The organism is Mycobacterium sp. P4_H6 (assembly GCF_056400845.1).
The window spans coordinates 95,033-121,221 of sequence record NZ_JBFUKN010000005.1; the positions used below are offsets into that span (position 1 = coordinate 95,033).

Annotated in this window: 21 protein-coding genes and 1 tRNA gene; 11 read left to right on the plus strand and 11 right to left on the minus strand. The window is 67.9% G+C overall.

What is annotated here, in order from left to right; genetic code table 11:
* Nucleotides 1-33: 33 nt before the first annotated feature.
* Both AC1DTF_RS03730 and AC1DTF_RS03735 read left to right on the plus strand, forming a co-directional pair.
* Entirely contained in the window at nucleotides 34-1,167 is a 1,134-nt protein-coding gene (locus AC1DTF_RS03730; protein WP_477473082.1) for a cellulase family glycosylhydrolase, read from the plus strand.
* Between the two features lie 448 nt (nucleotides 1,168-1,615).
* Nucleotides 1,616-1,963 (plus strand): CDGP domain-containing protein, encoded by a 348-nt coding sequence (locus AC1DTF_RS03735; protein ID WP_477473102.1) that lies wholly within the window; start codon nucleotides 1,616-1,618, stop codon nucleotides 1,961-1,963.
* Between the two features lie 39 nt (nucleotides 1,964-2,002).
* Here AC1DTF_RS03735 and AC1DTF_RS03740 read toward each other — a convergent pair.
* Nucleotides 2,003-2,076 (minus strand) — tRNA-Ile (locus tag AC1DTF_RS03740).
* A gap of 69 nt (nucleotides 2,077-2,145) precedes the next feature.
* Here AC1DTF_RS03740 and AC1DTF_RS03745 point away from each other — a divergent pair.
* Nucleotides 2,146-2,526, plus strand: coding sequence for a phage holin family protein (locus tag AC1DTF_RS03745; RefSeq protein WP_057169746.1), 381 nt, complete (start codon nucleotides 2,146-2,148; stop codon nucleotides 2,524-2,526).
* Between the two features lie 53 nt (nucleotides 2,527-2,579).
* On the opposite strand, the gene AC1DTF_RS03750 is transcribed toward AC1DTF_RS03745, so the two are convergent.
* Entirely contained in the window at nucleotides 2,580-3,476 is an 897-nt protein-coding gene (locus AC1DTF_RS03750) for an Lrp/AsnC family transcriptional regulator (RefSeq protein ID WP_477473083.1), read from the minus strand.
* 219 nt (nucleotides 3,477-3,695) lie between these two features.
* On the opposite strand from AC1DTF_RS03750, the gene AC1DTF_RS03755 reads away from it, so the two are divergent.
* The 4 genes from AC1DTF_RS03755 to AC1DTF_RS03770 are packed head-to-tail and all read left to right on the plus strand — an operon-like array spanning nucleotide 3,696 to nucleotide 9,249.
* The gene (locus AC1DTF_RS03755; RefSeq protein WP_477473084.1) at nucleotides 3,696-5,216 is read left to right on the plus strand and encodes a purine-cytosine permease family protein; all 1,521 of its coding nucleotides are present in this window, start codon (nucleotides 3,696-3,698) and stop codon (nucleotides 5,214-5,216) included.
* A gap of 3 nt (nucleotides 5,217-5,219) precedes the next feature.
* Entirely contained in the window at nucleotides 5,220-6,167 is a 948-nt protein-coding gene (speB, locus tag AC1DTF_RS03760; RefSeq protein ID WP_477473085.1) for an agmatinase, read from the plus strand.
* Nucleotides 6,160-7,773: a thiamine pyrophosphate-binding protein gene (locus AC1DTF_RS03765; protein WP_477473086.1), complete on the plus strand. Its 1,614-nt coding sequence runs from the start codon at nucleotides 6,160-6,162 to the stop codon at nucleotides 7,771-7,773. Before speB ends, AC1DTF_RS03765 begins: the two co-directional genes overlap by 8 nt.
* A 15-nt stretch (nucleotides 7,774-7,788) precedes the next feature.
* Nucleotides 7,789-9,249 (plus strand): sodium:solute symporter family protein, encoded by a 1,461-nt coding sequence (locus AC1DTF_RS03770; protein ID WP_057169741.1) that lies wholly within the window; start codon nucleotides 7,789-7,791, stop codon nucleotides 9,247-9,249.
* 30 nt (nucleotides 9,250-9,279) lie between these two features.
* Here AC1DTF_RS03770 and AC1DTF_RS03775 read toward each other — a convergent pair whose 3' ends face one another.
* Nucleotides 9,280-10,092, minus strand: coding sequence for a carboxymuconolactone decarboxylase family protein (locus AC1DTF_RS03775; RefSeq protein ID WP_477473087.1), 813 nt, complete (start codon nucleotides 10,090-10,092; stop codon nucleotides 9,280-9,282).
* Between the two features lie 177 nt (nucleotides 10,093-10,269).
* Between AC1DTF_RS03775 and AC1DTF_RS03780 the strand changes: the two genes are divergently transcribed.
* Complete coding sequence (locus AC1DTF_RS03780) at nucleotides 10,270-11,439, plus strand: N(5)-(carboxyethyl)ornithine synthase (RefSeq protein ID WP_477473088.1); 1,170 nt, start codon at nucleotides 10,270-10,272, stop codon at nucleotides 11,437-11,439.
* On the opposite strand, the gene AC1DTF_RS03785 is transcribed toward AC1DTF_RS03780, so the two are convergent.
* The 5 genes from AC1DTF_RS03785 to AC1DTF_RS03805 form a co-directional block, all read right to left on the minus strand.
* Complete coding sequence (locus tag AC1DTF_RS03785) at nucleotides 11,423-12,793, minus strand: metallopeptidase TldD-related protein (RefSeq protein WP_477473089.1); 1,371 nt, start codon at nucleotides 12,791-12,793, stop codon at nucleotides 11,423-11,425. The genes AC1DTF_RS03780 and AC1DTF_RS03785 overlap by 17 nt on opposite strands.
* The gene (locus AC1DTF_RS03790; RefSeq protein WP_057169737.1) at nucleotides 12,790-14,307 is read right to left on the minus strand and encodes a TldD/PmbA family protein; all 1,518 of its coding nucleotides are present in this window, start codon (nucleotides 14,305-14,307) and stop codon (nucleotides 12,790-12,792) included. Before AC1DTF_RS03790 ends, AC1DTF_RS03785 begins: the two co-directional genes overlap by 4 nt.
* A gap of 80 nt (nucleotides 14,308-14,387) precedes the next feature.
* Nucleotides 14,388-15,638 (minus strand): NAD(P)/FAD-dependent oxidoreductase, encoded by a 1,251-nt coding sequence (locus AC1DTF_RS03795; protein WP_477473090.1) that lies wholly within the window; start codon nucleotides 15,636-15,638, stop codon nucleotides 14,388-14,390.
* Nucleotides 15,639-15,764: 126 nt separating this feature from the next.
* Nucleotides 15,765-16,589 carry a CbiQ family ECF transporter T component gene (locus AC1DTF_RS03800; protein ID WP_057169735.1) on the minus strand — a complete coding sequence of 275 codons (825 nt, stop codon included), beginning with the start codon at nucleotides 16,587-16,589 and terminating at the stop codon, nucleotides 15,765-15,767.
* Nucleotides 16,586-18,595 carry a DUF2232 domain-containing protein gene (locus AC1DTF_RS03805; RefSeq protein ID WP_477473091.1) on the minus strand — a complete coding sequence of 670 codons (2,010 nt, stop codon included), beginning with the start codon at nucleotides 18,593-18,595 and terminating at the stop codon, nucleotides 16,586-16,588. Before AC1DTF_RS03805 ends, AC1DTF_RS03800 begins: the two co-directional genes overlap by 4 nt.
* Nucleotides 18,596-18,701: 106 nt before the next feature.
* On the opposite strand from AC1DTF_RS03805, the gene AC1DTF_RS03810 reads away from it, so the two are divergent.
* Nucleotides 18,702-19,157 carry a MarR family winged helix-turn-helix transcriptional regulator gene (locus AC1DTF_RS03810; RefSeq protein WP_477473092.1) on the plus strand — a complete coding sequence of 152 codons (456 nt, stop codon included), beginning with the start codon at nucleotides 18,702-18,704 and terminating at the stop codon, nucleotides 19,155-19,157.
* Nucleotides 19,158-19,180: 23 nt separating this feature from the next.
* The gene (locus tag AC1DTF_RS03815) at nucleotides 19,181-20,386 is read left to right on the plus strand and encodes an MFS transporter (RefSeq protein WP_477473093.1); all 1,206 of its coding nucleotides are present in this window, start codon (nucleotides 19,181-19,183) and stop codon (nucleotides 20,384-20,386) included.
* A gap of 1 nt (nucleotide 20,387) precedes the next feature.
* Here AC1DTF_RS03815 and AC1DTF_RS03820 read toward each other — a convergent pair whose 3' ends face one another.
* Together AC1DTF_RS03820 and AC1DTF_RS03825 are read right to left on the minus strand one after the other, a co-directional pair.
* A complete protein-coding gene (locus tag AC1DTF_RS03820; RefSeq protein WP_477473094.1) occupies nucleotides 20,388-21,455 on the minus strand; it encodes an esterase-like activity of phytase family protein in 1,068 nt (355 codons plus the stop codon).
* 5 nt (nucleotides 21,456-21,460) lie between these two features.
* The gene (locus AC1DTF_RS03825; RefSeq protein ID WP_477473095.1) at nucleotides 21,461-22,192 is read right to left on the minus strand and encodes a VIT1/CCC1 transporter family protein; all 732 of its coding nucleotides are present in this window, start codon (nucleotides 22,190-22,192) and stop codon (nucleotides 21,461-21,463) included.
* A gap of 81 nt (nucleotides 22,193-22,273) precedes the next feature.
* Here AC1DTF_RS03825 and AC1DTF_RS03830 point away from each other — a divergent pair, with 81 nt between their 5' ends.
* Nucleotides 22,274-24,247 carry an acyl-CoA dehydrogenase family protein gene (locus tag AC1DTF_RS03830; protein ID WP_477473096.1) on the plus strand — a complete coding sequence of 658 codons (1,974 nt, stop codon included), beginning with the start codon at nucleotides 22,274-22,276 and terminating at the stop codon, nucleotides 24,245-24,247.
* 4 nt (nucleotides 24,248-24,251) lie between these two features.
* Here AC1DTF_RS03830 and AC1DTF_RS03835 read toward each other — a convergent pair.
* Nucleotides 24,252-26,189 (minus strand): MMPL family transporter (locus tag AC1DTF_RS03835; RefSeq protein WP_477473097.1); only part of this gene is annotated, 1,938 nt, incomplete at its 5' end.

Sequence of the window (26,189 nt, forward strand, 5' to 3'; positions counted from 1 at the left end):
AGGCCGACGATCGAGGCACCGTAGGTTCTATAGGTGCACCGTCGGACGGCCCTCAAACTCCCGCTTCTCTTGGCAGCCGGCGCTGCACTGAGCCAGGTACCGATCGCGTCCGCGGCGGCACCCCGCTGGCCGGCGGACCGTGCGAACACCTGGTATCAGGCGCAGGGCTGGCTGGTCGGCGCCAACTACGTTCCCGTGACGGCYAGCAATCAGATCGAGATGTGGCAGGCGGGCACCTATGACCCGCGGCGCATCGACGGTGAATTCCAGCTGGCACGACGGGTCGGGATGAACACCATGCGGGTGTTTCTCCACGATCAGCTGTGGGCTCAGGACCGCGCCGGATTTCTGCGCCGCGTGCAGCAGTTCCTCAACATCGCCTCCAGCCGAGGTATCAAACCGCTGTTCGTGCTCTTCGACTCCTGCTGGGACCCGCATCCGAAGGTCGGTCCGCAGCGCGCGCCGACTCCAGGCGTGCACAACTCGGGCTGGGTTCAAGGGCCGGGCGCCGAGTTGATCGATGACCCCGCCTACCTTCCCGTGCTGCGCGATTACGTCACCGGGGTCATCGGAGCGTTCCGCGGAGACAGTCGCATCCTGGGCTGGGACCTCTGGAACGAACCGGACAACCCGGCCAGGCAGTACCGCAAGGTCGAACGCTCCGACAAGCAGCAGGTGGTCGCGAAGCTGCTGCCACAGGTCTTCGAGTGGGCGCGGTCGGTCGATCCCGTACAACCGTTGACCAGCGGTGTGTGGCAGGGCAATTGGGCCTCCGGTCGTCGCAGCGCCATCGCGTCGATCCAGCTCGACAACTCCGACGTCATCACGTTCCACAGCTATGGAACACCGGACCAATTCGACGCTCGCATAGATGAACTCGCCCCGTTGGGTCGCCCGATGATCTGCACCGAGTACCTGGCCCGCGAGGAAGGCAGCACCGTCGAGGGCATCCTGCCCATCGCGAAGAAACGCGGAGTCGGCGTCTACAACTGGGGGTTCATCGCCGGCCGCACTCAGACCTACCTGCCGTGGGACTCGTGGGACAAGCCGTACAAGGAAGCGCCCAAGACGTGGTTCCACGATCTGATCCAGCCGGACGGTAGCGCCTATCGTCCCAGCGAGATCGCGACCATCCAGAAGCTGACTGCCAAGGCGCCGCCGGCATGAGGCTGGGCGGTTAACCCAACGCCCTCGAACGCGGTTTGTTGATATCGGCAACTGGTGTGACCGGGTGAAGTCGGCCCTTCGGATCAAAGCCCAACCCGCCGGACCAGAGCAAACTCTTGCGGCGGTCTCGGTGGGCTGTTGCCCCAGAAGGCATCAGCACTCGACCGCCATCTCGGAGCATCGCCACTCAACTACCTATGGGGGAACATCCTGCGCGACGGATCCACTAGGGCCTCCCAAAACGGTGTTCCCGGTCGCGCGAAGTGTTGCCAGTGACTAACTTCTGACTCACTAGCCCCACACGTAGCAACAGCAACTCTGACATCTGCGTTAATTTGCGGAACTCAACATCCTCTATCGAGTTAGCTTGCTACCTTAGTTATCCGTTTGGGTAGGGGGAACTATGAATTATCTATTTGCTGTGGCAACTACTATTGCCGCGTCCAGTATGACCATCTGCATACCAACAGCAAATGCCGACGTGCAACCAGGATGCGAATCCATTCGATGGGGGTTCCTCGGCACCCAGACCCGCACAATCTGCGACGGGCCGATGCTGTCGGACGGTAGTTGGGTGCGTTATCGCATGGTCTGGGTGCCCGCGCATCAGGTGCCTGTAAGCACCTACTGTGGTACATATAGCTGCTCGACGAGTGGCGGCTACTGGGCAAACGAACAGATTTTTAGCAAAGAAAAGTACCCAGTGCGGCCAGAAACGGTGCTACCCGATGAGCCGGGCTGGCTGCCACCGTCCTATACGGACGCAGGCGGGTTCACGCCCGTCAACTTCAACTAGTCCCACTGCTGAAGATTGCAGTCGGACACAGGACCGAAGTGGGGCGGGCGGGGCTCGAACCCGCGACCAAGGGATTATGAGTCCCCGGCTCTAACCAACTGAGCTACCGCCCCGACGCGTAATGCGGCACCTATGTTCGCACAGCACCCCCGACCGGCCCGCACCCCGGTTACGCTCACCGCGTGATCAGATTCCTGCTGCGCATCGCGGTGTTCCTGGGGTCCTCAGCCATCGGGTTGCTGGTCGCCTCGCTGCTGGTGCCCGGCGTGACGCTGCGCCCGCTCGGATTCCTCACCGCGGTGGTGATCTTCACCGTCGCGCAGGCCATCCTGTCGCCGTTCTTCCTCAAAATGGCCAGCCGGTACGCCTCGGCGTTCCTGGGCGGGATCGGGCTGGTGTCCACCCTGGCAGCGCTGGTGCTGGCCTCGCTGTTCTCCAGCGGCATCAGCATCCGCGGTATCGGCTCGTGGATCGCGGCGACCGTGATCGTCTGGCTGGTCACTGCCATCGCCACCCTTGTGCTGCCGGTGCTGGTGCTGAAGAAGAAGACCGCTACGAGCTGAAGACGGGCTGACCTGCTCGATCGAGAAGTGTTCGAGCGCACCGGCGTGCGCCATTACCGCGCGATCGCTTCCAACACCGACGCGTAACTCTCCTTGACCACGTCGAGATGCACCCAGCTCTCGACCACCCCGACGCTGGGCAACGCACGGATGGCATCGAGGATCTCCACCAGCTGCGCCGCGGAAAACGCACGCACCGTGGCCAGTACATCGAACCGGCCCAGCGTGCGGGCCACGAAGATCACCGACCGCATCGCCATCAGCGCCGACACCGCCTCCCCGGCCGGCCCGGTCAGCCGGATCCCCAACCCCAGCGCACTCTGGCGGTCCTGACCGGAGTGACGCACCACCGCACCGATGCGAACCACCTGTGCCTCCACCAACCGGACCACCCGGCGACGCGCGCCCGCCGGTGAAAGGCCCACCGCCGCGGCGAGTTCCACATACGAAGCACGGCCGTCGTCCTGCAGCGCCCGCAGCAGCGCCAAGTCCACGGCATCGACTTCCACGCTGACCTGCCCGACCGGGCCGATGACATCGCGCAGCACCTCCACGTAGCTCAGGGTGTCGACACCGACGACCCCGTCCAGCGCGCGCAGTTCGTCGACCACCCGGTCGATCTCGTGTAGCGACGCAACCCGCACCTCCGCGATCAGCCCGTAGGCCCCACTGGTGAGCGACAGAAACGCCACATCGACGCGACGGGCCAGTCGCTGCGCGATCCCGGCCGCCGGACCGTCGACCGTCAGGCTGATGTGCGCCAGTGCGCCGCGGCCCAGCACCGCCGGATGCGCCACCCCGCGCACCACTACCTGCCCGCTGTCGATCAGTCGCTGTACCCGCGTCGCCGCGACCGACCGCGACAACCCCACCCGCTCGGCGATCTCGCGGTGCGTCAACCGGCCGTCGACTTCCAACAGACTGACGATCGCCTCGTCAACCTCGTCCATCTGGACCTCCCGGCGAAATTAGTCAGAGTTTTTTCTGCACGTGTCCGTACCGCAAAAAGATCGCTGAACACGTACCCAGAAGCAATTTCTGACCGATTTGATCGCATTCACCGACATATCAACATCAGAAACACCAGCGTAACGAATGAATCGATTGCGCAGGTCAGCGTTCGGACTTACCGTAATCCACATCACATTCCCTGCGCCGTAAGGATCGTCATGACCCTCACCGAATCGGCCGCCGCCACTCCCCCCAAAGCCACCCGGATCGAAACCCACGGCGTCGAAACCATCCCCGACGACGAACGATCCGCCGGGCCCCTGGATCTGTTCCGGCTCATCTTCGGCGGCGCCAACACCATCGCGACCGTCGTGCTCGGCACGTTTCCGATCCTGTTCGGATTGTCCTTCCGCGACGCCCTGCTGGCCACCCTGGCCGGGCTGCTACTCGGATCTCTGATCCTGGCGCCGATGTCGCTGTTCGGTCCGCGCAACGGCACCAACAATGCCGTGTCGTCCTCGGCGCACCTCGGCGTGCACGGGCGCGTCGTCGGCTCATTCCTGTCCCTGCTGACCGCGGTCGCCTTCTTCTCCATCTCGGTGTGGACCTCCGGCGACGTGCTGGTCGGTGGCGCGAATCGGGCAATCGGTCTGCCGCAGAACGATATTGCGGTCGGCGTGGCGTACGGAATCTTCGCGCTACTGGTGCTGGTGGTGTGCATCTACGGGTTCCGATTCATGTTGCTGGTCAACAAGATCGCCGTCATCGCCGCCACCTGTCTGTTCCTGGCGGGCATCGTCGCGTTCGGGGGCATGTTCGACGCCGGGTACGCAGGCACCCTGGTGCTCGGCGACCCGCTGTACTGGCCCTCCTTCGTCGGCGCCGCCCTGATCGTGATGTCCAACCCGGTGTCCTTCGGCGCCTTCCTCGGCGATTGGGCCCGCTACATCCCGCGCGACACCCCGGGCTGGAAAACCATGGTGGCCACCGTCGCCGCGCAACTGTCCACCCTCGTGCCGTTCCTCTTCGGTCTGGTCACCGCCACCGTCATCGCCACCAACGCACCCGAGAACTTCGCCGACGGCGACTACGTCGGCGGGCTGCTCACCGTCTCCCCTGGCTGGTACTTCATCCCGGTCTGCCTGATCGCACTGATCGGCGGCATGTCGACCGGCACCACCGCGCTGTACGGCACCGGACTGGACTTCTCCAGTGTGTTCCCCCGGTTCAACCGGGTGCAGGCCACCATTCTCATCGGCGCTATCGCCATTGTGTTCATCTTCGTCGGCCGGTTCGCGTTCAATGTGGTGCAGAGCATTTCGACGTTCGCGGTGCTCATCGTCACGTGCACCGCACCGTGGATGGTGGTCATGATGATCGGTTGGTTCACCCGCCGCGGCTGGTATGACCCCGATGCCCTGCAGGTGTTCAACCGCCGGCAGCGCGGCGGCCGGTACTGGTTCAGCCACGGCTGGAACTGGCGCGGCCTGGGCGCCTGGCTGGTCTCGGCGGCGCTGTCCATCAGCTTCGTCAACCTGCCCGACCAGTTCGTCGGCCCGCTGGGCAATCTGGCCGCCGGGATCGACCTGTCCATCCCGGTCGGGCTGGGTCTGGCCGCCGTGCTGTATCCCGCCCTGCTGTGGGCATTCCCCGAACCCCGCGACGCCTTCGGCCCGGACGGCCCACGCGCCGTCCCCGCCGGCCCCGCCGCCAACACCCCCATCACCTCGGAGGACTGATTCATGAACTCGCCCATCGGACCCGTCGACGCGTCCAAGGTGCCCCGTTTCGCCGGACCCGCCACCTTCGCCAGGCTGCCGCGCCTGGATCAGGTCACCAATGCCGACGTCGTGGTGGCCGGCGTGCCGTTCGACTCCGGAGTCTCCTACCGGCCCGGCGCCCGGTTCGGTCCCACCCACGTGCGCGAGTCCTCCCGGCTGCTGCGCCCTTACAACCCCGCCATGGACGTTTCGCCGTTCGAGCTGATCCAGGTGGCCGACGCCGGTGACATCGCGGCCAATCCGTTCAACATCCACGAGGCGATCGAGACGATCGAAGGCGCCGCACGGGATCTCACCGCCGACGGCACCAAACTCGTCACCATCGGCGGCGATCACACCATCGCGCTGCCCCTGCTGCGAGCAGCGGCGGCCAAGCACGGACCCGTCGCGCTGGTGCACTTCGATGCCCACCTGGACACCTGGGACACCTACTTCGGCGCCGAGTACACCCACGGCACCCCGTTCCGGCGGGCTGTGGAGGAAGGCATCGTCGACACCGAGGCACTCTCCCACGTCGGCACCCGCGGCCCGCTGTACGGCAAGAAGGATCTCGAGGATGACCGGCGCTTCGGTTTCGGCATCGTCACCTCGTCCGACGTGTACTACCAAGGGGTCCGCGAGGTCGTGGACAAGCTGCGCCAGCGCGTCGGGAACCGGCCGGTGTACGTGTCCATCGACATCGATGTGCTCGATCCCGCCCACGCGCCGGGCACCGGCACCCCGGAGGCCGGTGGGATCACCAGCCGCGAACTGCTGGAGATCCTGCGCGGGTTCCGCGGCCTGAACCTGGTCGGTGCCGATGTCGTCGAAGTCTCCCCCGCCTATGACCACGCCGAGATGACCGGGATCGCCGCCTCGCACGTCGCCTACGACCTGGTATCGCTACTGGCCCTGGGCCACGATGCGTAACGGCGGCGACCTGGTCGTCGAAACCGTCACCGCACTGGGTGTTTCGCACGTCTTCGGGATTCCCGGGCAGAACGCGCTCGGCCTGTTCGACGCCATCCGGCGCAGCGATCTGCGTTTCATCAGCTCACGCGTGGAGAACAACTCGGCGTTCGGGGCCGACGGGTACAGCCGCGTCACCGGAGAGGTGGGGGTGCTGTTCCTGTCCACCGGGCCCGGCGCGCTGACCGCCCTCGGCGCGTTGCAGGAGGCCTACGCCACCGGGGTGCCACTGCTGGTGATCGCCAGCCAGGTGCCGCGCTCAGGTCTGGGGTTGCGCCGCGGCATGCTCCACCAGCTCGACGACCAGAAGGCCAGTGCGGTCAATGTCACCAAATCGGTGGCGACGGTGCGGGAGGCGTCCGAGATTCCCAGCCTGCTGGCCGACGCCTACGCGCTGGCACAGTCCGCACCGGCCGGACCGGTGTGGGTGGAGATCCCCCAGGACGTGCTGCTGGATCCGGTCGAAAACGGTTACGTGCCGCCCGTGTCGACGTTGACACCGGTGGTGACGCAGCGGGCACCGCGCGCCGAGCTGGTGGAAGCCGCAGCAGCGCAGTTGAATTCTGCTGACCGTCCGGTGATCCTGGCCGGCGGCGGGGTGCGCCGCTCACCCGGCGGGCCGGCGGCGTTGGTGGCGCTGGCCGACAAGCTCGGTGCGCCAGTGGTCTCCACGGTCGGCGGCAAGGGCGCGATCCCGTTCGAGCACCCGCTGTCGGCGGCGTCCTGGATCGAGGACCGCTACACCACCGACCTGCTCGAGGGCGCCGATGTACTGCTGGCCGTCGGCACCGCGATAGGCGAGGTCACCAGCAACTACTTCACCTTCGCCCCGCGGGGTCAGCTGATCCACATCGATGCCGAGGCGCGGGTGCTGGAGACCAACCATCGGGCTCTGGCTCTCCATGCCGACGCCGCCACGGCATTGGCGGCGCTGGCGGAGAAGGTCGATGCCCGTGACATATCGGCGGGGGTGGCCGCCGCGGCCGCCTTGCGGAAGTCCGTGCAGGACAGGCTCGCCGCCCAGGACGTGGATGCCGAGCTGACGCTGATGGCCGATCTGCGCGCCGCCGTCCCGGGCGGCACGCACACGTTCTGGGATATGACGATTGCCGGCTACTGGGCATGGTCGGCGTGGGATCCGCGCGGAGGCGCGTTCCACTCGGCCCAGGGCGCCGGCGGCCTGGGGTTCGCGTTCCCCGCCGCGCTCGCCGCGGCCATCGCCACCGGGGAGCGCACCCTCGCGGTCTCCGGGGACGGGGGTGCGATGTACTCGATCGCCGAATTGGCCACCGCGCGCCAGCACGACGCCAAGGTGACCTGGCTGATCGTCGATGACGGTGGCTACGGAATCCTGCGCGAATACATGACCGCCACCTTCGGCGCCGCCACCGCCACCGAGCTCGCGCGACCCGATTTCGCTGCGCTGGCAGCCAGTTTCGGAATTTCCTCGCAGACCGCCACGCTGGAATCGATCGGCGAGATCATCGCCGGCACCTTCGACACCGACGGTCCCGCCGTCGTCGTCCTGCCCGCACTGCTGCGGATGTTCGCGCCAACTCACCTCTGATCAAGGAGCCTCATCATGGGCAAACCACTCGATATCGCGATCGTCATCGGCTATCTGATCGCCATGCTGGCGTTCGGCTTCTGGGGCAAGACCCGCACGAAGGACTCCGCGGACTTCCTTGTCGCGGGACGGCGCCTCGGCCCGGTCTTCTACACCGGCACCATGGCCGCCGTCGTACTCGGCGGCGCCTCCACCGTCGGCGGGGTCGGCCTCGGCTACAAGTGGGGCATCTCCGGCATGTGGCTGGTGGTCGCGATCGCCGTCGGCCTGCTGGCGTTGAGCCTGCTGTTCGCCGGACCCATTCAGCGCCTGCGGGTCTACACCGTGGCGCAGATGCTCAGCCTGCGTTATGGCGTCGACGCGACGTCTGCGTCGGGCATCGTGATGGTGGCCTACACGTTGATGCTGTCAGTGACCTCGACCATCGCCTACGCCACGGTCTTCAACGTGTTGTTCGGTACCGGCCGCACCCTGTCGGTGATCATCGGTGGCGCCGTGGTCATGCTGTACTCGGCGATCGGCGGCATGTGGTCGATCACCTTGACCGATATGGTGCAGTTCATCCTCAAGACCATCGGGGTGTTCCTGCTGCTGCTGCCGTTCACCTGGAACAAAGCCGGCGGCCTGGACGGCATCCGGGAACGTGCGGGCGACGCGGTGTTCAGCATGACCGCGATCGGCACCGACACCATCATCACGTTCTTCGTGGTGTACAGCTTCGGAATGCTGATCGGACAGGACATCTGGCAGCGCGTGTTCACCGCCCGCTCACCCCAGGTGGCCAAATGGGGCGGCACCGCCGCCGCGGTGTACTGCTTCTTCTACGGCATCGCCGGGGCCCTGATCGGGATGGCGGCCTCCACGTTTCTGCCCGATGTGGAAGCCAAGGACGATGTGTACGCGCAGATCGCGGAATCCATTCTGCCGGTGGGGATCAGCGGCCTGGTGCTGGCCGCGGCCGTCGCGGCGATGATGTCCACCGCGTCCGGTGCGCTCATCGCCACCGCCACGGTGGCCCGCACCGATGTCAAACCGTTGCTGCTACGCCTGTTCCGCAAACCCGCCGATACCGCGGGAACCGCTGAGGTGGAAGTCCATTCGGACCGCCGCTATGTCGCGGTGCTGGGCATCCTGGTGATCATCATCGCCGCCCTGCTCAACGACGTGGTGGGTGCGCTGACTCTCGCCTACGACATCCTGGTGGGCGGTCTGCTGGTGGCGATCCTCGGCGGCTTCCTGTGGAAGCGGGCGACGGGTGCCGGCGCGTTGGCCTCCATGGCCGTGGGCACCGTGGTCACGCTGGGCACCATGGCGGTGGTCGGCGATGTGCTGGCCAACGAGCCGATCTACTACGGCCTGGCCGCCAGCCTGATCGCCTACATCGTCGTCAGCCTGCTGACCCCGCGGACCTCCGCGGCGGTGATGCAGGTGTGGGATGACCGGCTGGCCGGTCGTGATGCCGACGTGCAGGTGTAGCTCCGTCACTGCTGAAGACCAAGAAGACCGCTACGAGCTGAACACGGGCTGGCCGTCGACGCCGAGCAGGTAGTGCTCCACACCGTCGGCCACCCGCGGCGCATCACCTCCGAGCGCGACCGCGATCTTGTTGGTGCCGTTGCGCATCACATCAAGCGTGATCTCCAGAGCCTGCTCGGCCGAGAAGTGTTCGAGCACAACGGCAGCCGACTCACCGACCGAAGACGGTGTCCAGATCAGCGCATCCACATAGCGCAGCGCCGCCTTCTGTGCCGACGTCAGCTGGTCGGACTGCCCGTACGCGCCGATGTCGTCGTACAACGACTCGGAACCGCCCGCATCGAGCGCGGTCGTCTCGCGCAGCGACTGGCAGAGCCGGCAATTGTGCTGGGTCGCGCCGCGCAGCCGAACGATCTCGGTGGTCAACGGATCCAGCCCCCGCATCGCTCCGACCGCGGAGGTGAAGCGGTTCAACAGCGCATCCGCCGGATGGGTGGTGCGGTCCCACGAGTCCGGATCCGGAAACGTCATGCCCAACGCATTCAGACCGGCACGCACCCGGGGCACGAAATCGGCCACGTACATCAACGCCACGACCCCCAGCACCTCGGCGCCGAAGGCCGCCACCAGGGCAGCCCGCTGCTCGGCGGTCACCCCGGCGACGTCGGTGCTGAACTGCTCGGCGAACTCCGCGAGCACCGGCTCGGCCTCCGAGGAGGCTGCCGCTTCGGACGGTAGCGGCGCCAGGCCTACCGCCTGCGCGCACACCGTGCGCATCAGCATGTTTTCGGGGGCGAGCCCGGCCGGGGAGAGCGCCACCAGATCGGTCAGTAGGTCCAGCACGGCCTCGATCCTCCCCCACAACGCACCCGTGGCGGGTGAAACCTCGAAACTTCAGGTGTGAAAGTGCGTTGTGATGGGCGGGGTAATGTTGCGGACATAGAGGCCGCTCAGGCCTCACAGTAAAGGGCTCGCTATGTCTGATAAATCTGCTCGACAATCTCTGACCGCTGGATGCGCATGACAACCACTGAGCCGGAACTTCTTTCGTTGGGCATCATGGCCCGTTCGCGGAAACCGAACGAGCAGCGGCTGCCCATTCACCCGGCCCACTTCAGCAGGATCGAACCCGAACTTCGGCAGCGGATCTTCCTGGAGCACGGCTACGGCGAGGATTTCGGCGCGACCGACGACGGTCTGGCTGAACTCGTCGGCGGAGTGAGATCACGCGCGGAGCTGATCGCCGAGTGCGACGTCATCGTGTTACCCAAGGTGCAGGCCGAGGACCTCGCGGACATGCGAGTCGGGCAGGTCGTCTGGGGATGGCCGCACTGCGTACAGGATTTCGCGCAAACCCAGGTCGCCATCGACCGGCGGCAGACGCTGATCGCCTTCGAGGCGATGAATCACTGGCAGGCGGACGGCGGCTTCGGTTTGCACGTCTTCCACAAGAACAACGAACTCGCGGGCTACTGCTCCGTGCTGCACGCCATGCAGCTCGCCGGCGTCACCGGCAGTTACGGTCGACGACTCCGGGCCGCCGTCCTCGGCTTCGGCGCGACGGCCCGCGGTGCCGTCACCGCCCTGAACGCGCACGGTGTCGACGACGTCCGGGTACTCACCAACCGCGACGTGGCCGCTGTCGGGTCACCGATCCCGTCGACTCAGATCATCCAGATGCGGCCTGATGAGGACACCCCTGAACAGATTCTGGCCGACACACCGGAGGACGGCGCCGTACCGGTGGCGCGCCTGTTGGCCGAGAACGACATCGTCGTCAACTGTGTACTCCAGGATCCCAACGCGCCCCTGATCTTCGTGACCGAAGACGATCTCGCGGCATTCACCCCGGGCAGCCTGCTCATCGACGTGTCCTGCGACACCGGCATGGGCTTCAGCTGGGCGCGTTCCACCTCGTTCACGGATCCGGTCATCGAAAAGGCCCATGGCGTGCAGTATTACGCGGTGGATCACAGCCCGTCCCACCTGTGGAACTCCGCGACCTGGGAGATCAGCGAGGCGCTGCTCCCGCACATCGAAACGGTGCTCAAGGGACCCGCCGCGTGGGATGACAACACCACGATCTCGCGCGCCATCGAGATTCGGGACGGCACGATCATCAATCCCGAGATCCTGAAATTCCAGCGTCGCGCCGAAGCGCATCCGCATCCGGTTATTGCGCCTGACTGACCGAGGACATGTGGAAGTCGGGAATCCGCAACGGCGGCATGGTCGCCCGGGTCGCCCAGTCGCCCCACTCCCGCGGCAGGGTCGGCTCGCTGACGCCGGCCTCGCTGGCGCGGCGCAGCAGATCCAGGGGGCTCTCGTTGAACCGGAAGTTGTTGACCGCCGCGGTCACCTCACCGTCCTCGATCAGGTACACCCCGTCACGGGTCAGCCCGGTCAGCAGCAGCACCGCCGGGTCCACCGTGCGGATGTACCACAGCGTGGTCAGCAGCAGCCCGCGTTCGGTGCCGGCGATCATGTCCGCCAATGACTTCGTTCCGCCGGTCATCAGCAGGTTGTCGGCCGGAACCGTGACCGGCGCATCGAATTCCGCGGCCGCGGCACGCGGATAGGCCAGCGCGTTGATGGTGCCGTCCCGCAGCCAGTCGACCCGGCCGATGTCCATCCCGTTGTCGAAAATCGAGGACTGCTCCGAGGAGCGTGACGCCACCACGAACGGGGTGCACTCCTGCCCGGGCGCGGCCGGATCGGAATACAGGGTCAGGCCCAGATCGGTGAGCTTCTCGCCCACCCGGGTACCACCGGGCGCCGACAGCGCGGTGCGACCCTCCTGTGCGCCCCGGCCGTCCATGCTCCACCCCAGGTAGATGAGCATGTCGGCGACGGTCGACGGCGGCATCAGCGTCTCGTAGCGCCCGGCGGGCAACTCGATGGTCCGCGCCGCCCAGCCCAGCCGGGTCGACAACTCGTCGAGCAGACCGTCGGTGGGCACATCGGTGAAATCCGGTGTGCCGACGCCGGCCCACGCGCTGGCGCCGTTGCGTTTGGCGTTGATCTCCACCGAGCCGGTCGGCTGGGTGAAGCGGCGGCGCAGCCCGCCCGACGTGGCGACGAACGTGGTCTCCAGGATGTGCCGGGCGTACCCGTAGAGCCGGTCCTCGCCGCGGAAGCCGCGCACCAGACTGGTTGCCACATCGGCGAATACATCCGCCCCGGTGCTCGGCACCGGGGTATCCCAGTCCGCGGGCGCCGGCCCACCGGGCAGCGCCGGTGCGTTGTCGCTGGCCGCCGGGGCCGACGCCGCGGCGGCCTGGGACGCCGCGACCAGCGCTGCGAGCGCGGCCTGATCGACCTCGGTGGAGCTCACCGACCCGACGTGCGCTTGCTCACCGCGGCGCACCACCGAGATGACAGTGGTGCTGCGGCCGCGGGACTCACCGTTGGTGGTCATGGAATTACCGGCCCAGCGCAGCGAGGCATCGGCGCGGTCGGTGACGATGACGGTGGTTTCATCGGCACCGCCGAGCCGGGCGGCCTCTGCCAGCACCTGGTCGACGAGCTGTTGTGCGGCGATCATGAGCGCCCCGATTCGGCTTGCGTGTTGAGCACATTCACTCCCCGGAACAGTGCCGACGGGCATCCGTGGCTGACCGGCGCGACCTGGCCGGGCTGGGCCTTGCCGCAGTTGAAGGCGCCGCCGAGCCGCCAAGTGGACGGCCCGCCAACGGCTTCCATCGATCCCCAGAAGTCGGTGGTGGTGGCCTGGTAGGCGACGTCGCGCAGTTGGCCGTCCAGCTTGCCGTCCCGGATCCGGAAGAACCGCTGTCCGGTGAACTGGAAGTTGTACCGCTGCATGTCGATTGACCAGGATTTGTCGCCGACGATGTAGATGCCGTCGGATACCCGCGAGATCAGGTCGTCGGTGCTGAGGTCTTCGGTGCCCGGCTGCAGCGAGACGTTCGCCATCCGCTGGATCGGTACGTGGTGCGCGGAGTCCGCATAGGAGCAGCCGTTGGAGCGTGACTCCCCCAGCCGCGGCGCGAACACCCGGTCCAGCTGGTAGCCGACGAACAGTCCGTCGCGCACCAGGTCCCAGCTCTGCGCGCGCACCCCTTCGTCGTCGAAACCGGTGGTGGCCAAGCCATGCTCGACGGTGCGGTCGGCGGTCACGTTCATCACCGGCGAGCCGTACTGCATGCTGTTCAGCTTGTCCGGGGTGGCGAACGAGGTGCCGGCGTAGGCCGCCTCGTAGCCGATGGCCCGGTCGTATTCGGTGGCGTGACCAATGGATTCGTGGATGGTGAGCCACAGATTTGACGGGTCGATCACCAGGTCGGTAGGACCTGCGGTGACGGTGGGCGCCTTCACCTTCTCGGCCAGCAGTGCCGGCAATTCGGCCAGCTCGGCACTCCAGTTCCAGACACTGTCATCGGCGACGGCCTCCCAGCCGCGCGCGGTCGGCGGGGCCAGGGTGCGCATGGTCTCGAAGGATCCGGCCGACGGGTCCACACTGACGGCCTCCAACGACGGCTGCACCCGCACCCGCTGCTGGGTGGTCGAGGTGCCGAAGGTGTCGGCGTAGTAGGTCTGCTCCTTGACCGCCTGCAGGCTGGCCGATACGTGGTCCACCCCGTCGGCGGCCAACAGCCGTTCCGAATAGTCGGCGAGCACCGCGATCTTGTCCGGGCCGGGCACCGTGAACGGGTCGATGCGGTAGGCCGACACCCAGCTCAGGTCGTCATAGACCGGCTCGGCGGCCAACTCGATGCGCTCGGCGTTCAGCGGCGCCAGGGTGGTCGCGACCCGCACGGCGCGGCGCGCGGTGTCGGCGGCGACGGCGGGGTCCAGCTCGGCATGCGAGGCGAAGCCCCAGGTGCCGTCGACGATCACGCGCACCGCCAGACCGATCTCGCGGTCCAGGGTGGAGTTCTCCAGCTCGCCGTCGCGCAGTTGCACGACTTCGGTGGTGAGGCGGTGGATGCGCAGATCGGCGTAGCTGGCCCCGGCGGCGCGGGCCGCCGACAGAGCGGCATCGGCCAGCGCCCGGCGGGGCAGCGCGAGGAAGTCGGGGTCGACGGTTCGGCCTGTCACGGCAACCACCGTAATGGCAGGAGTTTGTCGTCAGGGGCGGGTGGGTCGCCGCGCCGCCCCTGACGACGGGAGGAAAGTCGTCAGCGCAACGGGTCGAAGGCCCGCAGGGCCTCGGGTTGCTTACCGGTGGTGATCTGCTCGGTCAGCAGCCGGCCGGTGACCGGTCCGTGCGCCAGACCCCACATGCCGTGCCCGCCGGCCACATAGAGACCGGCGCCGATCTGCCCGACCACCGGCAGGCCGTCCGCACTCACCGGGCGCGGGCCGACCCAGACATCGCTGCGCGCCTCCCAGCGCACACCGTCGAGGAGGCGTGCTGCCGAGTCGACGATCGAGCGCACCCGGGCGGGAACCACCGGGTCGTCGGGACCCCGGAATTCCATCGTGCCCGCGACCCGCATCGCGCCGCGGTAGGGCGTACAGGCCACCCGCACGGTCGGCAGGTAGACCGGACCCGGCATCGGGCGCTCCACCGGGACGGTGAAGGAGTACCCCCGGCCGGCGCGGATCGGCACCCGGACCCAGCGCTGGGCCAGGTCGGGCAGCCAGGCTCCGGTGGCCAGGACGACGGCGTCGGCGGTCAGGTCCTCGCCCCCGATGGTGCGCAGGACCACGCGGCCGTTGGTGCTCACATCGACGATGCGCTCGGTGCGCAGCGTGGCGCCGCGTTCGATCACCGCCCGTCCCAGCGCGGTCACGAACCGGCCGGGGTCGACGTAGCGCTGCTGTTCGACGGACAGTGCCACCGTGGCATCCGGGGCCGCCAGCGGCACCGCCTCGCGCAGCGCTGCGCCGGTGAGCCGGCGGGTCTGCACCGGCAGGCCGGCACGTTCGAGCATCCCGATCTCGGCACGGAGCTCATCGGCCCGCGCGTTGTTCTCGAACAGCGCCACGATCGCCGAATCGGTGGCCGGGGCGTCCACCCCGTTGGCGATCAGGACGTCGAAGGCCTCCACACATTCGGCGTTCAGCGGTTGATTGGCGTTCACCACCCGCTGGGCGGACGCGTGGCTGCTGTGGCGCGCGAAGGTGGCGAGGAAGCGTGCCAGCCCGAAATCTGCGCGCAATGGAACATGCAGCGGGGCAGACGCATTCAGCATCGAACGCAACCCGTATCTGAGGACGCCGGGCTGGTTGAGCGGAATGGTCAGTGCCGGTGAAACCCATCCGGCGTTACCCCAGGACGAACCGGCGGCCACCCCGTCGCGGTCCACCACCGTCACCTCGACGCCGCGCTCCTGCAGGAACCACGCCGTGGACAACCCGACGATCCCCGCTCCGACCACGATGACAGTCCTCGGCCCTTCGCCGACGCGATCGACGCCGACCATGTGATGCCCTCCGCTCCTTGGCTGGTAGTGACACCATCATCGGAGCAGCACGGCGCAAAGGCGCTGCGGAAACGGCCAATCGGCCACGCGAGGATTGTCGGGTCCCGACAATCGGATCTGGGGGCGTCAGGTGGTGCCGAGGAACGAGGCGGCTTCCAGCCACCCCGCGGCCCCGCAGACGACGGCAACCAGCACGAGCACCACGTAGTCGGCGGCGCCGGGGCGTGCCGGCGCCGCGGCGATCTGGCCGGACCCGCCGCGCGCGGTGATGGCATCGCCCATCTCGTCGGCGCGCCGCAGCGCCACCGTGACCGCGGCGGCCAGCAGATCGATCACCTCGGCGATCCACTGCTTGCGTCGCTCGCGACGGGTCTCCGCGCGCAACCGCGGGCGCAGTCGGCGCGCCGCATAGAGCACGGTGAACTCGTCCATGAGCATCGGGAACGCCCGCAACGCCAGTGCCAGGGTGACCGCCCAGTCGTCGATCGGCAGTTTCAGCCAGCGCAGCGGGCGGCCCAAAGTGGATACCGCGGGCGCGATTTCGGCGACATTGGTGGTCCAGGACACCAGGGCGCCCAGGCCGAGCAGCACGATCGACACCGCGGTGACGCGCAGGAACTTCAGCAGCCCGCCGAGTTCGAGCTCGACTCCGGCGAGATCGACGATCGGGGTGCCACCGGCGAAGGCCGCGGTGACCCCACCGAGCAGCACGATCAGCCACAGCCAGCCCGGAATCGAGGGCAGCGCGCCACGCGGGATCCGCGCCAGCACCACCGCCGCCGTCACCAGAAGGGTGACCAGGGCGATGGGCAGCCAGCCCGGGTAGAACATCAGCAGCACGGCCAGCGCCAGCACGGTGACGAGTTTCGTTCCGGCCCACAGCCGGTGGATCACGGTGTCGCCGGGCACCGGTCGCAGCAGCACGACCGGACGGCGTTGTGAGGAGCTCATGAGGTGGCTCCCGAGGCGACCGGCACCAGCGCGCCCTCGTGCAGGTGCAGGGTGCGCGGGCATAGTTCTTCCAGCCCGGCGAAATCGTGGGAGATCACCACGACGGTCAGCCCGCCGCGGCGCAGTTCCTCCAGCAGCCGCAGCAGTCCGCGGGCGCTGGCGGCGTCGAGCCCGGCCAGCGGTTCGTCGAGCACGATGGCCCGGGGTGAGCGGGCCAGCAGCCCGGCCAGCACCACGCGGCGCATCTGGCCGCCGGAGAGTTGGTCGATACGCCGGTCCGCCAGAGCGGGTTCGAGCCCGACGGTGGCCAGGGCGGCCACCACCCGCGCCCGGTCGCGGGCGGGGAATCCGGCGGCGGAGGCGATCTCGCGGTGCACGTGGCTGCGCATCAGCTGCAGCCGGGCCGCCTGGAAGGACAGCGCGACCGCACCGACCTGATCGGAGACCGGCTTGCCGTCGAGCAGGCAGGTTCCGGTGGTCGGCAGGGTCAGGCCGGCCAGGATCCAGGCCAGCGTCGACTTACCGGAGCCGTTGAGGCCATGGATCAGCACGCCGTCGCCCTCATGGACGACCAGGTTGATATCGCGCAGCGCGGTCTTGGCCCACGGGGTGCCGTCGGCGTAGCGGTGGCTGACATCGGTCAGCTCCAGCACCGGTACCTCCGAGCGAGCCTCGTCGCTGGGGGTCGGCACCTCGGCGGCCTGCACCATCTCCGATCCGCCGGCCAGATTGACCACCCGGTCGGCGGCCTCGGCTTCCTCGTTGTAGTGGGTGATGTGCACCAGCGACATGTCGCGCTTGCGGGTCAGCCCGCCCAATACCGACATCAACCCGTCGCGGCCCTGCTGGTCCACCATGCTGGTCACCTCGTCGGCGATCAGCAGCGAGGGCTTGCGGGCCAGCGCGGCGGCCACCGCCAGGCGCTGCAGCTCGCCACCGGACAGGCTGCCGGTGTCGCGTTCGTCCAGACCGTCGAGCCCGACCTCGGAGAGCAGCTCGGGCACGTCGACGTGGGTGCCGGGAGGCAGCCCCCACACCACGTCGTCGGCCACCCGGGTGCCCAGCACCTGACTTTCGGGGTGCTGCATGATCACCGCGGTGCCGCCCGGGGCGCCGAGACCGACCCCGCCGGGACGTTCGACAGTGCCCTCGGTCGGCTCGCGTCCGGCGAGGATCAGCATCAGCGTGGTCTTGCCGGAGCCGTTGGCGCCGGTGACGGCGAGGTGTTCGCCGGGGTAAACGTCCATCGACAGCGGCCCGAGCGCGTCGCGGGTGGTACCGGGATAGCGGAACACCACATCGCGCAGCGCCATCGGGACCGGCACGACCGGGCCGTCGGTGATGACGGTCTCCAGCTTGTGCACGTCGGGCACCCCGAACAGCCGGGCCAGCACCCGCGACAGCGCCCACCAGCCGACCAGGCTGACGCCCATGATGGCGAACAACCCGTAGCAGAAGATGAGGATCGGCCAGTGCTCCAGGGCCAGCCCGAACAGTTCCCGGAACTTCTCCGCGGCGGGCCGCAGTTCGGGGATGTAGCTCCAGATTGCGACGGAGCCGTCGACGTTGGCGGTCATGGCGGTGAACACCAGCTCACGCAGCCGCGACGCGATGAGCAGCGCCAGCACGGCGGCGGCGCCGAACACCGCACCGGCCACCACCGACACCAGCACCACGACCGGCAGACCCCGGCCACGGCGTTTGACGATGCCGGTGAGCCCGCCGATATAAGCGCAGTTGATGACGGTCATCAGGCCGCCGAAGCCGCCGATCAGGAACGCGATGAGCGCGGCGGCGATGGTGGCGGCCAGCACGACGCGCAGCCGGTACCGGTAGGCGAGCAGGCCCATCGGCACGGTGCCCAGCAGGGACAGTGCCGCCGCGAATGGGACGACGACGGCGATGATCGCGATGGCGGCGCACAGAGCCGCCATCACGGCGGCCTGGGCGAGTTCGTTCGGCTGCAATGACCCGGCCCGGCGCAACGTTGGCGAACCGGGAGGCATCACCCGATTCTGCCAGTTCGCCGGAGTGCTCCGGTCGCCCGCACTGTGACGGTTCCCACGTGACCCCGTTTGCCAATACATAGTGTCTCTATGTAACCTTGTGCAGGTGAATCGTCCGGACAACACCGCGGCTCTCGGCGCCGACCTGCTGGCCGTCGTCGCGCGGATCAACCGGCTGGCCAATCAGCGCATCGAGCTTCCGCTGCCCTTCGCGCAGGCCCGACTGCTCTCGACGATCGAAGATCAGGGATACACCCGCATCTCCGATCTGGCCGCCCTCGATCACTGCTCGCAACCGACGATGACCACCCAGGTGCGCCGCCTCGAGGACGCCGGCCTGGTGACGCGTGCCGAGGACCCCGGCGATGCCCGGGCCGTCCTCATCGGCATCACCGACGAGGGCCGCCAGATCCTCAGCCGGGTACGCGCCGATCGCAGTGCCGCGATCAACCCCTATCTGGAACACCTCGACAACGCCGAGCGCACCGCGCTCGTCGACGCGATCCGGGTGCTGCGCGGGCTGCTCGTTAGGGCCCAGCAGTCCCCCACGGATTCGCACTGATATTGGTTAGGAGCTCGCACGCCATGTGGCGTCAACCGAAAGCTGTTTGGGCCGTTGCCTTTGCCTCTGTCGTCGCCTTCATGGGCATCGGCCTGGTCGACCCGATCCTCAAACCCATCGCCGACAACTTGAACGCCTCACCGTCGCAGGTGTCGTTGCTGTTCACCAGCTATATGGCGGTGATGGGGCTGGCCATGCTGATCACCGGCGTAGTGTCCAGCCGGATCGGCCCGAAGAACACGCTGCTGCTCGGCCTGGTGATCATCATCGCCGGCGCCGGATTGGCCGGCATGTCGGCGACCGTGATGGAGATCGTCGGCTGGCGCGCGCTGTGGGGCCTGGGCAATGCGCTGTTCATCGCGACCGCGCTGGCCACCATCGTGAACTCGGCGAAGGGTTCGGTGGCGCAGGCGATCATCCTCTATGAGGCGGCCCTCGGCCTGGGCATCGCGATCGGCCCGCTGGTCGGCGGTGTGCTGGGCTCGATCTCGTGGCGCGGCCCGTTCTTCGGGGTCTCGGCGCTGATGGCCGTCGCGCTGGTGGTCACCGTCTTCCTGCTGCCGTCCACGCCGCGTCCCGAACGGGCGACCAGCCTGATCGACCCGTTCCGCGCGCTGCGCCATCGCGGGCTGCTGGCCGTCTCGGTGACCGCGCTGCTCTACAACTTCGGCTTCTTCACCCTGCTGGCGTTCACCCCGTTCCCGCTGGACATGAACGCTCATCAGATCGGGCTGATCTTCTTCGGCTGGGGCCTGGCGCTGGCCTTCACCTCGGTGGTGGTGGCCCCGCGTCTGCAGCACCGGTTCGGCACGGTGCCCACCCTGGTGGTCAACCTGCTGGCGTTGACGGTGACACTCGCCGTGATGGCGATCGGCACCGACAGGAAGGCGGTGCTGGCGACCTGCGTGGTGGTGGCCGGGCTGTTCATCGGTATCAACAACACCTTGATCACCGAGACCGTCATGAAAGCCGCTCCCGTCGAGCGCGGCGTTGCTTCCGCGGCCTACAGCTTCCTGCGCTTCGGTGGTGCGGCCGTCGCGCCGTGGCTGGCCGGGGTGCTCGGTGAGCAGGTCAGCGTGCACCTGCCCTACTGGGTCGGCGCGGGCGCGGTACTGGCCGGTGCCACACTACTTTTCGCCGCCCGCGGGCATCTGCGCGGGATCGACGCTCCCGAGGATGAGATCGACGAGCTCACCGATGAGGCCACCGCAGTCACCGTCGGCAACTGAGCTACAGCGCGAAGGCCAGGAACTGCGTCACCTGTGTCGGTGAGAAGTTGTCGTCGGTGACCATGATCACCGACTGGCGGCCGTCGGCCAGCTTGGGCCCCAACGTGATTCCCTCGACGTTGTCCACCGGGTGCAGCTCGGACAGGTCGGCGACCAGGGTCTTGCGGACGGGGGTCGCATCGCCCGCCCGAGCCTGCCCGAGGATGTCATCGGCGCCCCCGATCTCGGCCCGGTACAGCCGGGCCGAGACCCGGGTGCCGAAGCCGCGTTCGATGACCAGGAACGAGTTGTCGTCCAGCGCAACCAGATCCGAGAGGCCGTTGTCGCCGCCGGGACCGGAGCTGACCGGGTCCAACGGGTAACCGTACTGCGCGGTCGCCGCGCCGGTATCCGGGTCGAGCCGGGTCAGGCGGGTCAACGCGCCCGTCGTCTCGGTCGGCGGCGGACCGTCACCGATGAGCGGACCTTCCATGGCCGCCCACAACGCCCGCGCATCGGGGGTGAGCGTCAGCCCCTCCAGCGCATGGTTGCGCCGAGGTCCCTCATCGGCCGCGGTCGTCGTCAGCTCCGCCGGCAGGTCGAACTCGCCGCGGAAGGTGCCATCGAGTCCCGCAGTGCGCACCCACGGCGGGAGTTGCGCGTCATAGGTGCGCTCGCCCTCGCTGGACCAGTACAGCTGCCGGCGCTGCGGGTCGTAGGCGATGCCCTCGGGGTCCGGCGGCACCGATGCACCCGACGCGGGTGCGAACGGTTGACCATCGGTGTCGAGCAGCGGGGTGCCGGCCAGCAGTTCGACCCGGGTCAACGCACTGTCGGACAGGGTGATTCGGACGGTGTAGAAACGGGACGGATTCTTGGCCGAACGGTCATCGCTGATCACGAAGAAGCGGTCACCGGACTCGTCGTAACTGATGCCGGACAGCCCGCCGACGGTGGTGTCGTCGAACAGCAGGCCGTGCGCGAAGTCCACCTTCCCCAGAAACGTCAACTCCGATGGCGGCGCGGCCGGGGCCGACGCGCAGGCGGTGCTCATCAGCGCGACCGACAGGAACGCGATGGGCAGCTTCACACCGTTCAGGTAACCATGACGCCGACCACGGATCCCACCAGGTAGGTGATGGCGATCGCGGCGCCACCCAGGGCCAGCAGTCGCAGCGAGGACCACCACGGCGCCTTGCGGGTGAACTTCGCGGCCAGCGCGCCGGTGATCAGCAGACCCAGCGCGCCGCAGGCCAATCCGGCCCACAGCGATTCGAAACCGAGCAGGTACGGGATGAGCGGCACGATGGCGCCGAGGGTGAACATCACGAACGACGATCCCGCCGCCACCCAGGGTGACGGCTTCTCCCGCGGGTCCACCCCGAGTTCCTGCACCAGGTGGAAGTTCAGCGCCCGCGTCTCGTCGCGGTGGATCTCGGTGGTGGCCGTGGCGGCGGTCTCCGGCGTCATGCCCATGTCGATGAGCATCGCGGTCAGTTCGTCCTGCTCGGCCTGGGGCTGCCTGCGGAAGGACCGGCGTTCGACGTTGACCTCGGAGTCGATCTGTTCGTTGGCCGTCGTCACCGAGGTGAACTCCCCCAGCCCCATCGAGAACGCTCCGGCCAGCAGACCGGCGATCCCCGCGAGCACCACGGCCTGCGCGCTGGCGCCGGCCGCCACACCGGCGATCAGTGCGGTGTTGCTCACCAGGCCGTCCATCGCGCCGAAGGTGGCCGCGCGCAGCCATCCGCCGGTCACATCGGCGTGCTGGTGATCGGCCACATGCGGCAGGCCGGTGGGTGACTCGGGTTGGGGCCGCTCGGTCATGTCGCAAATTCAACGCCGACGATTTTTCACCGTTGTACTCAGGTTTACCTTCGTCGATGCGGGGGCAAGTTACCGTCAACTATGACCACTACCGCAGATCATCTCCGCAACGCGCTCGACGGCCGCTGGCGCGATGTCAAGAACCAGGTACGTGCCGAACTGTCCGGCGAGGTATTCCGGCCGCACTACACGCCCAACACCGTGATCGCCCGCACCAAGGTCGGCGAACAGATGAAGATCATGGCGGCCCGCGGCGCGGCAGAGGACGGCTTCAAGAAGGAGCACGGCGGCAACGGTGACGTCGGTGCCGCGGTCACCCAGATCGAGATGCTCGCGATGAGCGATCTGTCGCTGATGGTCAAGGCCGGCGTGCAGTGGGGTCTGTTCGGCGGGGCCATCGAAAACCTTGGCACCGAGCGGCACCACAACGCCTACGTCAAGAAGATCATCAATCTGGAGCTGCTGGGTTGCTTCGCGATGACCGAGACCGGTCACGGCAGTGACGTCCAGTCGCTGGAGACCACCGCCACCTACGACCCGGAGGCCCAGGAGTTCATCATCGACTCCCCCACCCCGTCCTCGCGTAAGGACTACATCGGTGGTGCGGCCCAGACGGCAAGGGTGGCAGCGGTGTTCGCCCAGCTGATCACCGCCGACGGCGAAGGTCACGGCGTGCACTGCTTCGTCGTGCCCATTCGCGACGACGCCGGCAACGACCTCCCCGGTGTCACGACTTCGGACTGCCACTACAAGGGCGGGCTGCCCGGCGTCGACAACGGCCGCATCCAGTTCGACCAGGTGCGCGTCCCGCGCGAGAACCTGCTCAACAAGTACGCCGACGTCGCCGAGGACGGTTCCTACTCCTCGCCGATCGAGAATGTCGGCCGGCGCTTCTTCACCATGCTCGGCACGCTGATCCGCGGACGGGTCACCGTTGGCGGAAGCGCCGGCGCCGCGGCCCGGGTCGCCCTGGACATCGCCACGCGATACGCGTTGGAGCGCAGGCAGTTCGACGCGCCCGGCGCCGACCAGGAAGTGCTGATCATGGACTACCTGGTGCATCAGCGCCGGCTGTTCCCGCTGATCGCGAAGTCCTATGCGCTGCAGTTCGCGCAGAACGAGCTGGTGGCCAAGACCCACGAGCTGCAGACCTCGGACAACCCCGACGCCGAGGAGCAGCGCGAGCTGGAATCGCGCGCCGCGGGCCTGAAGGCCGCCAACACCTGGCATGCGACCAGGGCGATCCAGGAGGCACGCGAAGCCTGCGGTGGCGCAGGCTATCTGGCGGAGAACAGGCTCATCGCGCTCAAGGCGGACACCGATGTGTTCACCACCTTCGAGGGCGACAACCACGTGCTGACCCAGCTGGTGGCCAAGGAACTGCTGACGGCCTACGCCGACGACATCAAGGGCATGAGCCCGGTGGAATGGGTGCGCTTCGCCGCCAACTTCGCCGGCGAGCGGGTGCTCAAGCGCACTGCCGCACAGACGATCATGCAGACCATCGTGGACACCCGCGAGGACAACGAGGAAGAGGGCTCGCTGTTCAACCGCGGCACCCAGGTCAAGATGTTCGAGGACCGCGAGGAGTACATGCTCGCCTCGGTGGCTCGGCGCCTGCAGGGCAAGGCCAAGGAGATGTCTCCGTTCGAGGCGTTCAACGCGGTGCAGGACCACGTGCTGCACACCGCGCAGGCCCACATCGACCGGATCATCCTGGAGGCCTTCGTCGCGGGTATCGACGCCTGCGAGGACGAGGACGCCCGCGAGATCCTCGGCCTGGTGTGCGATCTGTACGCCCTGTCGGTGATCGAAGAGGACAAGGCGTGGTTCGTCGAGCACCGCTTCCTGTCCGTGGAGCGGTCCAAGGCCGTCACCCGCGCCATCAACGACCGGTGCCGCAAGCTGCGCCCGCACGCCGAACTCCTGGTGGAGGGGTTCGGGATTCCCGAGCAGCTGCGCTACGCCGAGATGCTGCATCCCGAGCACATCCCGGACGCCGACGAGCACAAGGAGAAGGACGCCGTCAGCTCGGGCACCATCGAGCCGAAGTAGCGCCTCAGCCGCGCCGGATCTTGTGCGGCCACCAGATGCGGTCACCGATCAGCGACATGGCGGCCGGCACCAAGATGGTGCGCACCAGCGTGATGTCGATGAGCAGCCCGACACCGACGGTGAACCCGATCTGCAGTAGGTTGATCACCCGTCCGCTCATCAGGGCGAACATCGTCAGCGCGAAAACCACGCCCGCCGTGGTGATCACGCTGCCGGTGCTGCCGAAGCTGCGCAGGATGCCGCGCCGCATCCCGTCCGCGGATTCGTCCCTGATGCGGGCGGCGAACAGCATGCTGTAGTCGGCGCCGACGGCGATCAGCGCCATGAACGACACCGGGAAGACCGACCAGTCGACATCGATGCCGATCAGGTGCTGCCAGACCAGCACGCTGACCCCTGCCGCCGCGGCGAAGGACAGCGTCACGACAGCGACCATGAACACCGGCGCGGCGATGCTGCGCAGCAGCACCATGAGCACCAGCAGGACACCGAAGATGGCGACCGCGCCGTAGACGGCGAAGTCCCGCCACACCTGATCGCGCATGTCGGCCGACAGCGAGGCCAGCCCGGTGCTGGCGAATCGCGCTTGGGCCAGCGAGGTTCCGGCCGCAGCCTCACCGGCCGCCACCGGCAGGTGCCTGGTCGCATCCAGCGCCTCGGCGCTATACGGGTTCACCTGCCAGATCACCAACAGGCGGGCGGTCTTTCCGTCGGGTGCGAACAGCAACTGCTCCGCGGCGCGGAACCCGGCGTCGGCGAGGCCCTGGGGCGGAAGGTAGAAACCCGCACCCGGCCCGTCCGAGGTGTGCGCGCTCAGGGTCGCCAGATAGTCGGCGGCCTCGGAGAGCCCGTCGCTCAGCTGCCCGGTGAGGCCGACCACCTGATCGACACCGCCCTTGACCTGATCCAGACCGGCCGAGAGTTGCGAGACACCGTCGGACAGCCGGTCGGCGCCACGCACCAGTTCGTCGAGCCGGGCCCGTCTCTGCGACGGTGAGTCCCCTGTGGCGGTGGCGGCCAGTTTCTGCAGGCGCGCCACGGTGTTCCTGATCGCCGGTTCGGCCGCGCGCAGCCTGTCGACGGTCTCCTGCGGCATGGCGGTGGCCAGCTGTACCTGGCGCAGCGCCCGGCTGACCGTCCCGCCGGATATCGCGTCCAGGTCGGCGATGCCGGCGCGCGCCCGCGCGCAGATCGGGTCGGCCAGGCAGTCCGGCCGCGCGTCGATGGCCAGCGCCGGCCCGAGCGCCGCGCTCACGGTCCGTCCCGCGTCGAGCACCTGGGTGTTCTGGCTGAGCACCTGCAGCGCGACGTCGAGCAGGTTCACCGAGGAACTGAGGTCGGCGAGCACCGCGTCCAGGTCGGCGGGCGCTCCGCTCGCGGTGGTCAGTGCGGCGTTCGCGGACTCGTAGCTGCCCAGTACCTCGTGCGCGAGTGCGGTGACTTGCTTTATGCCGGTGACCAATTGGGGAAGCTGAGCATCCGCGGTGGCGGCGCCGTCTCGCAGTGCCGAGGTGCCCGAGGCCAGCCGCTGCAGGTCGGGGTGCGCGGCGTCGACGCGGTCACGCGCCGACCCGAGACGGTCGGCGACCACCCCGGCCTGGTAGCCGACGGTGGTCTGCTCGAGCTGGGTTCCGTCCGGCCGGGTGAGTGCGCGCACGTAGGCGACTTCGGGGAGCTTGGTGATCCGTTCGGCGATCTGGTCCAGCGCGGCGAGGTCGTTGGTGTTCCGCATGTCGTGGTCGGCGGTGACGATGAGGTACTCGGGCGCGACTTCGTTGACGCCCCAATGCTGATAGGCCTTCTGGTAGCCGGCGGAACTCTCGGTGGCGTCGAGTTGCATGGCGTTCTCGTCGAAGTTGACCCGGAAGGTGAGCAGCACCGTCGCCGCGGCGATCAGCAGGACCAGCGAGGCCGCCGCCAGCGCCCCCGACCGGCGCAGCAC

Bases quoted from the DNA above. Each gene is read 5' to 3' on its own strand.
- AC1DTF_RS03735 (WP_477473102.1), top strand. From the start codon at position 1,616: ATGACCATCTGCATACCAACAGCAAATGCCGACGTGCAACCAGGATGC.
- AC1DTF_RS03750 (WP_477473083.1), bottom strand. From the start codon at position 3,476: ATGGACGAGGTTGACGAGGCGATCGTCAGTCTGTTGGAAGTCGACGGC.
- AC1DTF_RS03755 (WP_477473084.1), top strand. From the start codon at position 3,696: ATGACCCTCACCGAATCGGCCGCCGCCACTCCCCCCAAAGCCACCCGG.
- speB (WP_477473085.1), top strand. From the start codon at position 5,220: ATGAACTCGCCCATCGGACCCGTCGACGCGTCCAAGGTGCCCCGTTTC.
- AC1DTF_RS03765 (WP_477473086.1), top strand. From the start codon at position 6,160: ATGCGTAACGGCGGCGACCTGGTCGTCGAAACCGTCACCGCACTGGGT.
- AC1DTF_RS03770 (WP_057169741.1), top strand. From the start codon at position 7,789: ATGGGCAAACCACTCGATATCGCGATCGTCATCGGCTATCTGATCGCC.
- AC1DTF_RS03780 (WP_477473088.1), top strand. From the start codon at position 10,270: ATGACAACCACTGAGCCGGAACTTCTTTCGTTGGGCATCATGGCCCGT.
- AC1DTF_RS03785 (WP_477473089.1), bottom strand. From the start codon at position 12,793: ATGATCGCCGCACAACAGCTCGTCGACCAGGTGCTGGCAGAGGCCGCC.
- AC1DTF_RS03795 (WP_477473090.1), bottom strand. From the start codon at position 15,638: ATGGTCGGCGTCGATCGCGTCGGCGAAGGGCCGAGGACTGTCATCGTG.
- AC1DTF_RS03800 (WP_057169735.1), bottom strand. From the start codon at position 16,589: ATGAGCTCCTCACAACGCCGTCCGGTCGTGCTGCTGCGACCGGTGCCC.
- AC1DTF_RS03805 (WP_477473091.1), bottom strand. From the start codon at position 18,595: ATGCCTCCCGGTTCGCCAACGTTGCGCCGGGCCGGGTCATTGCAGCCG.
- AC1DTF_RS03815 (WP_477473093.1), top strand. From the start codon at position 19,181: ATGTGGCGTCAACCGAAAGCTGTTTGGGCCGTTGCCTTTGCCTCTGTC.
- AC1DTF_RS03825 (WP_477473095.1), bottom strand. From the start codon at position 22,192: ATGACCGAGCGGCCCCAACCCGAGTCACCCACCGGCCTGCCGCATGTG.
- AC1DTF_RS03830 (WP_477473096.1), top strand. From the start codon at position 22,274: ATGACCACTACCGCAGATCATCTCCGCAACGCGCTCGACGGCCGCTGG.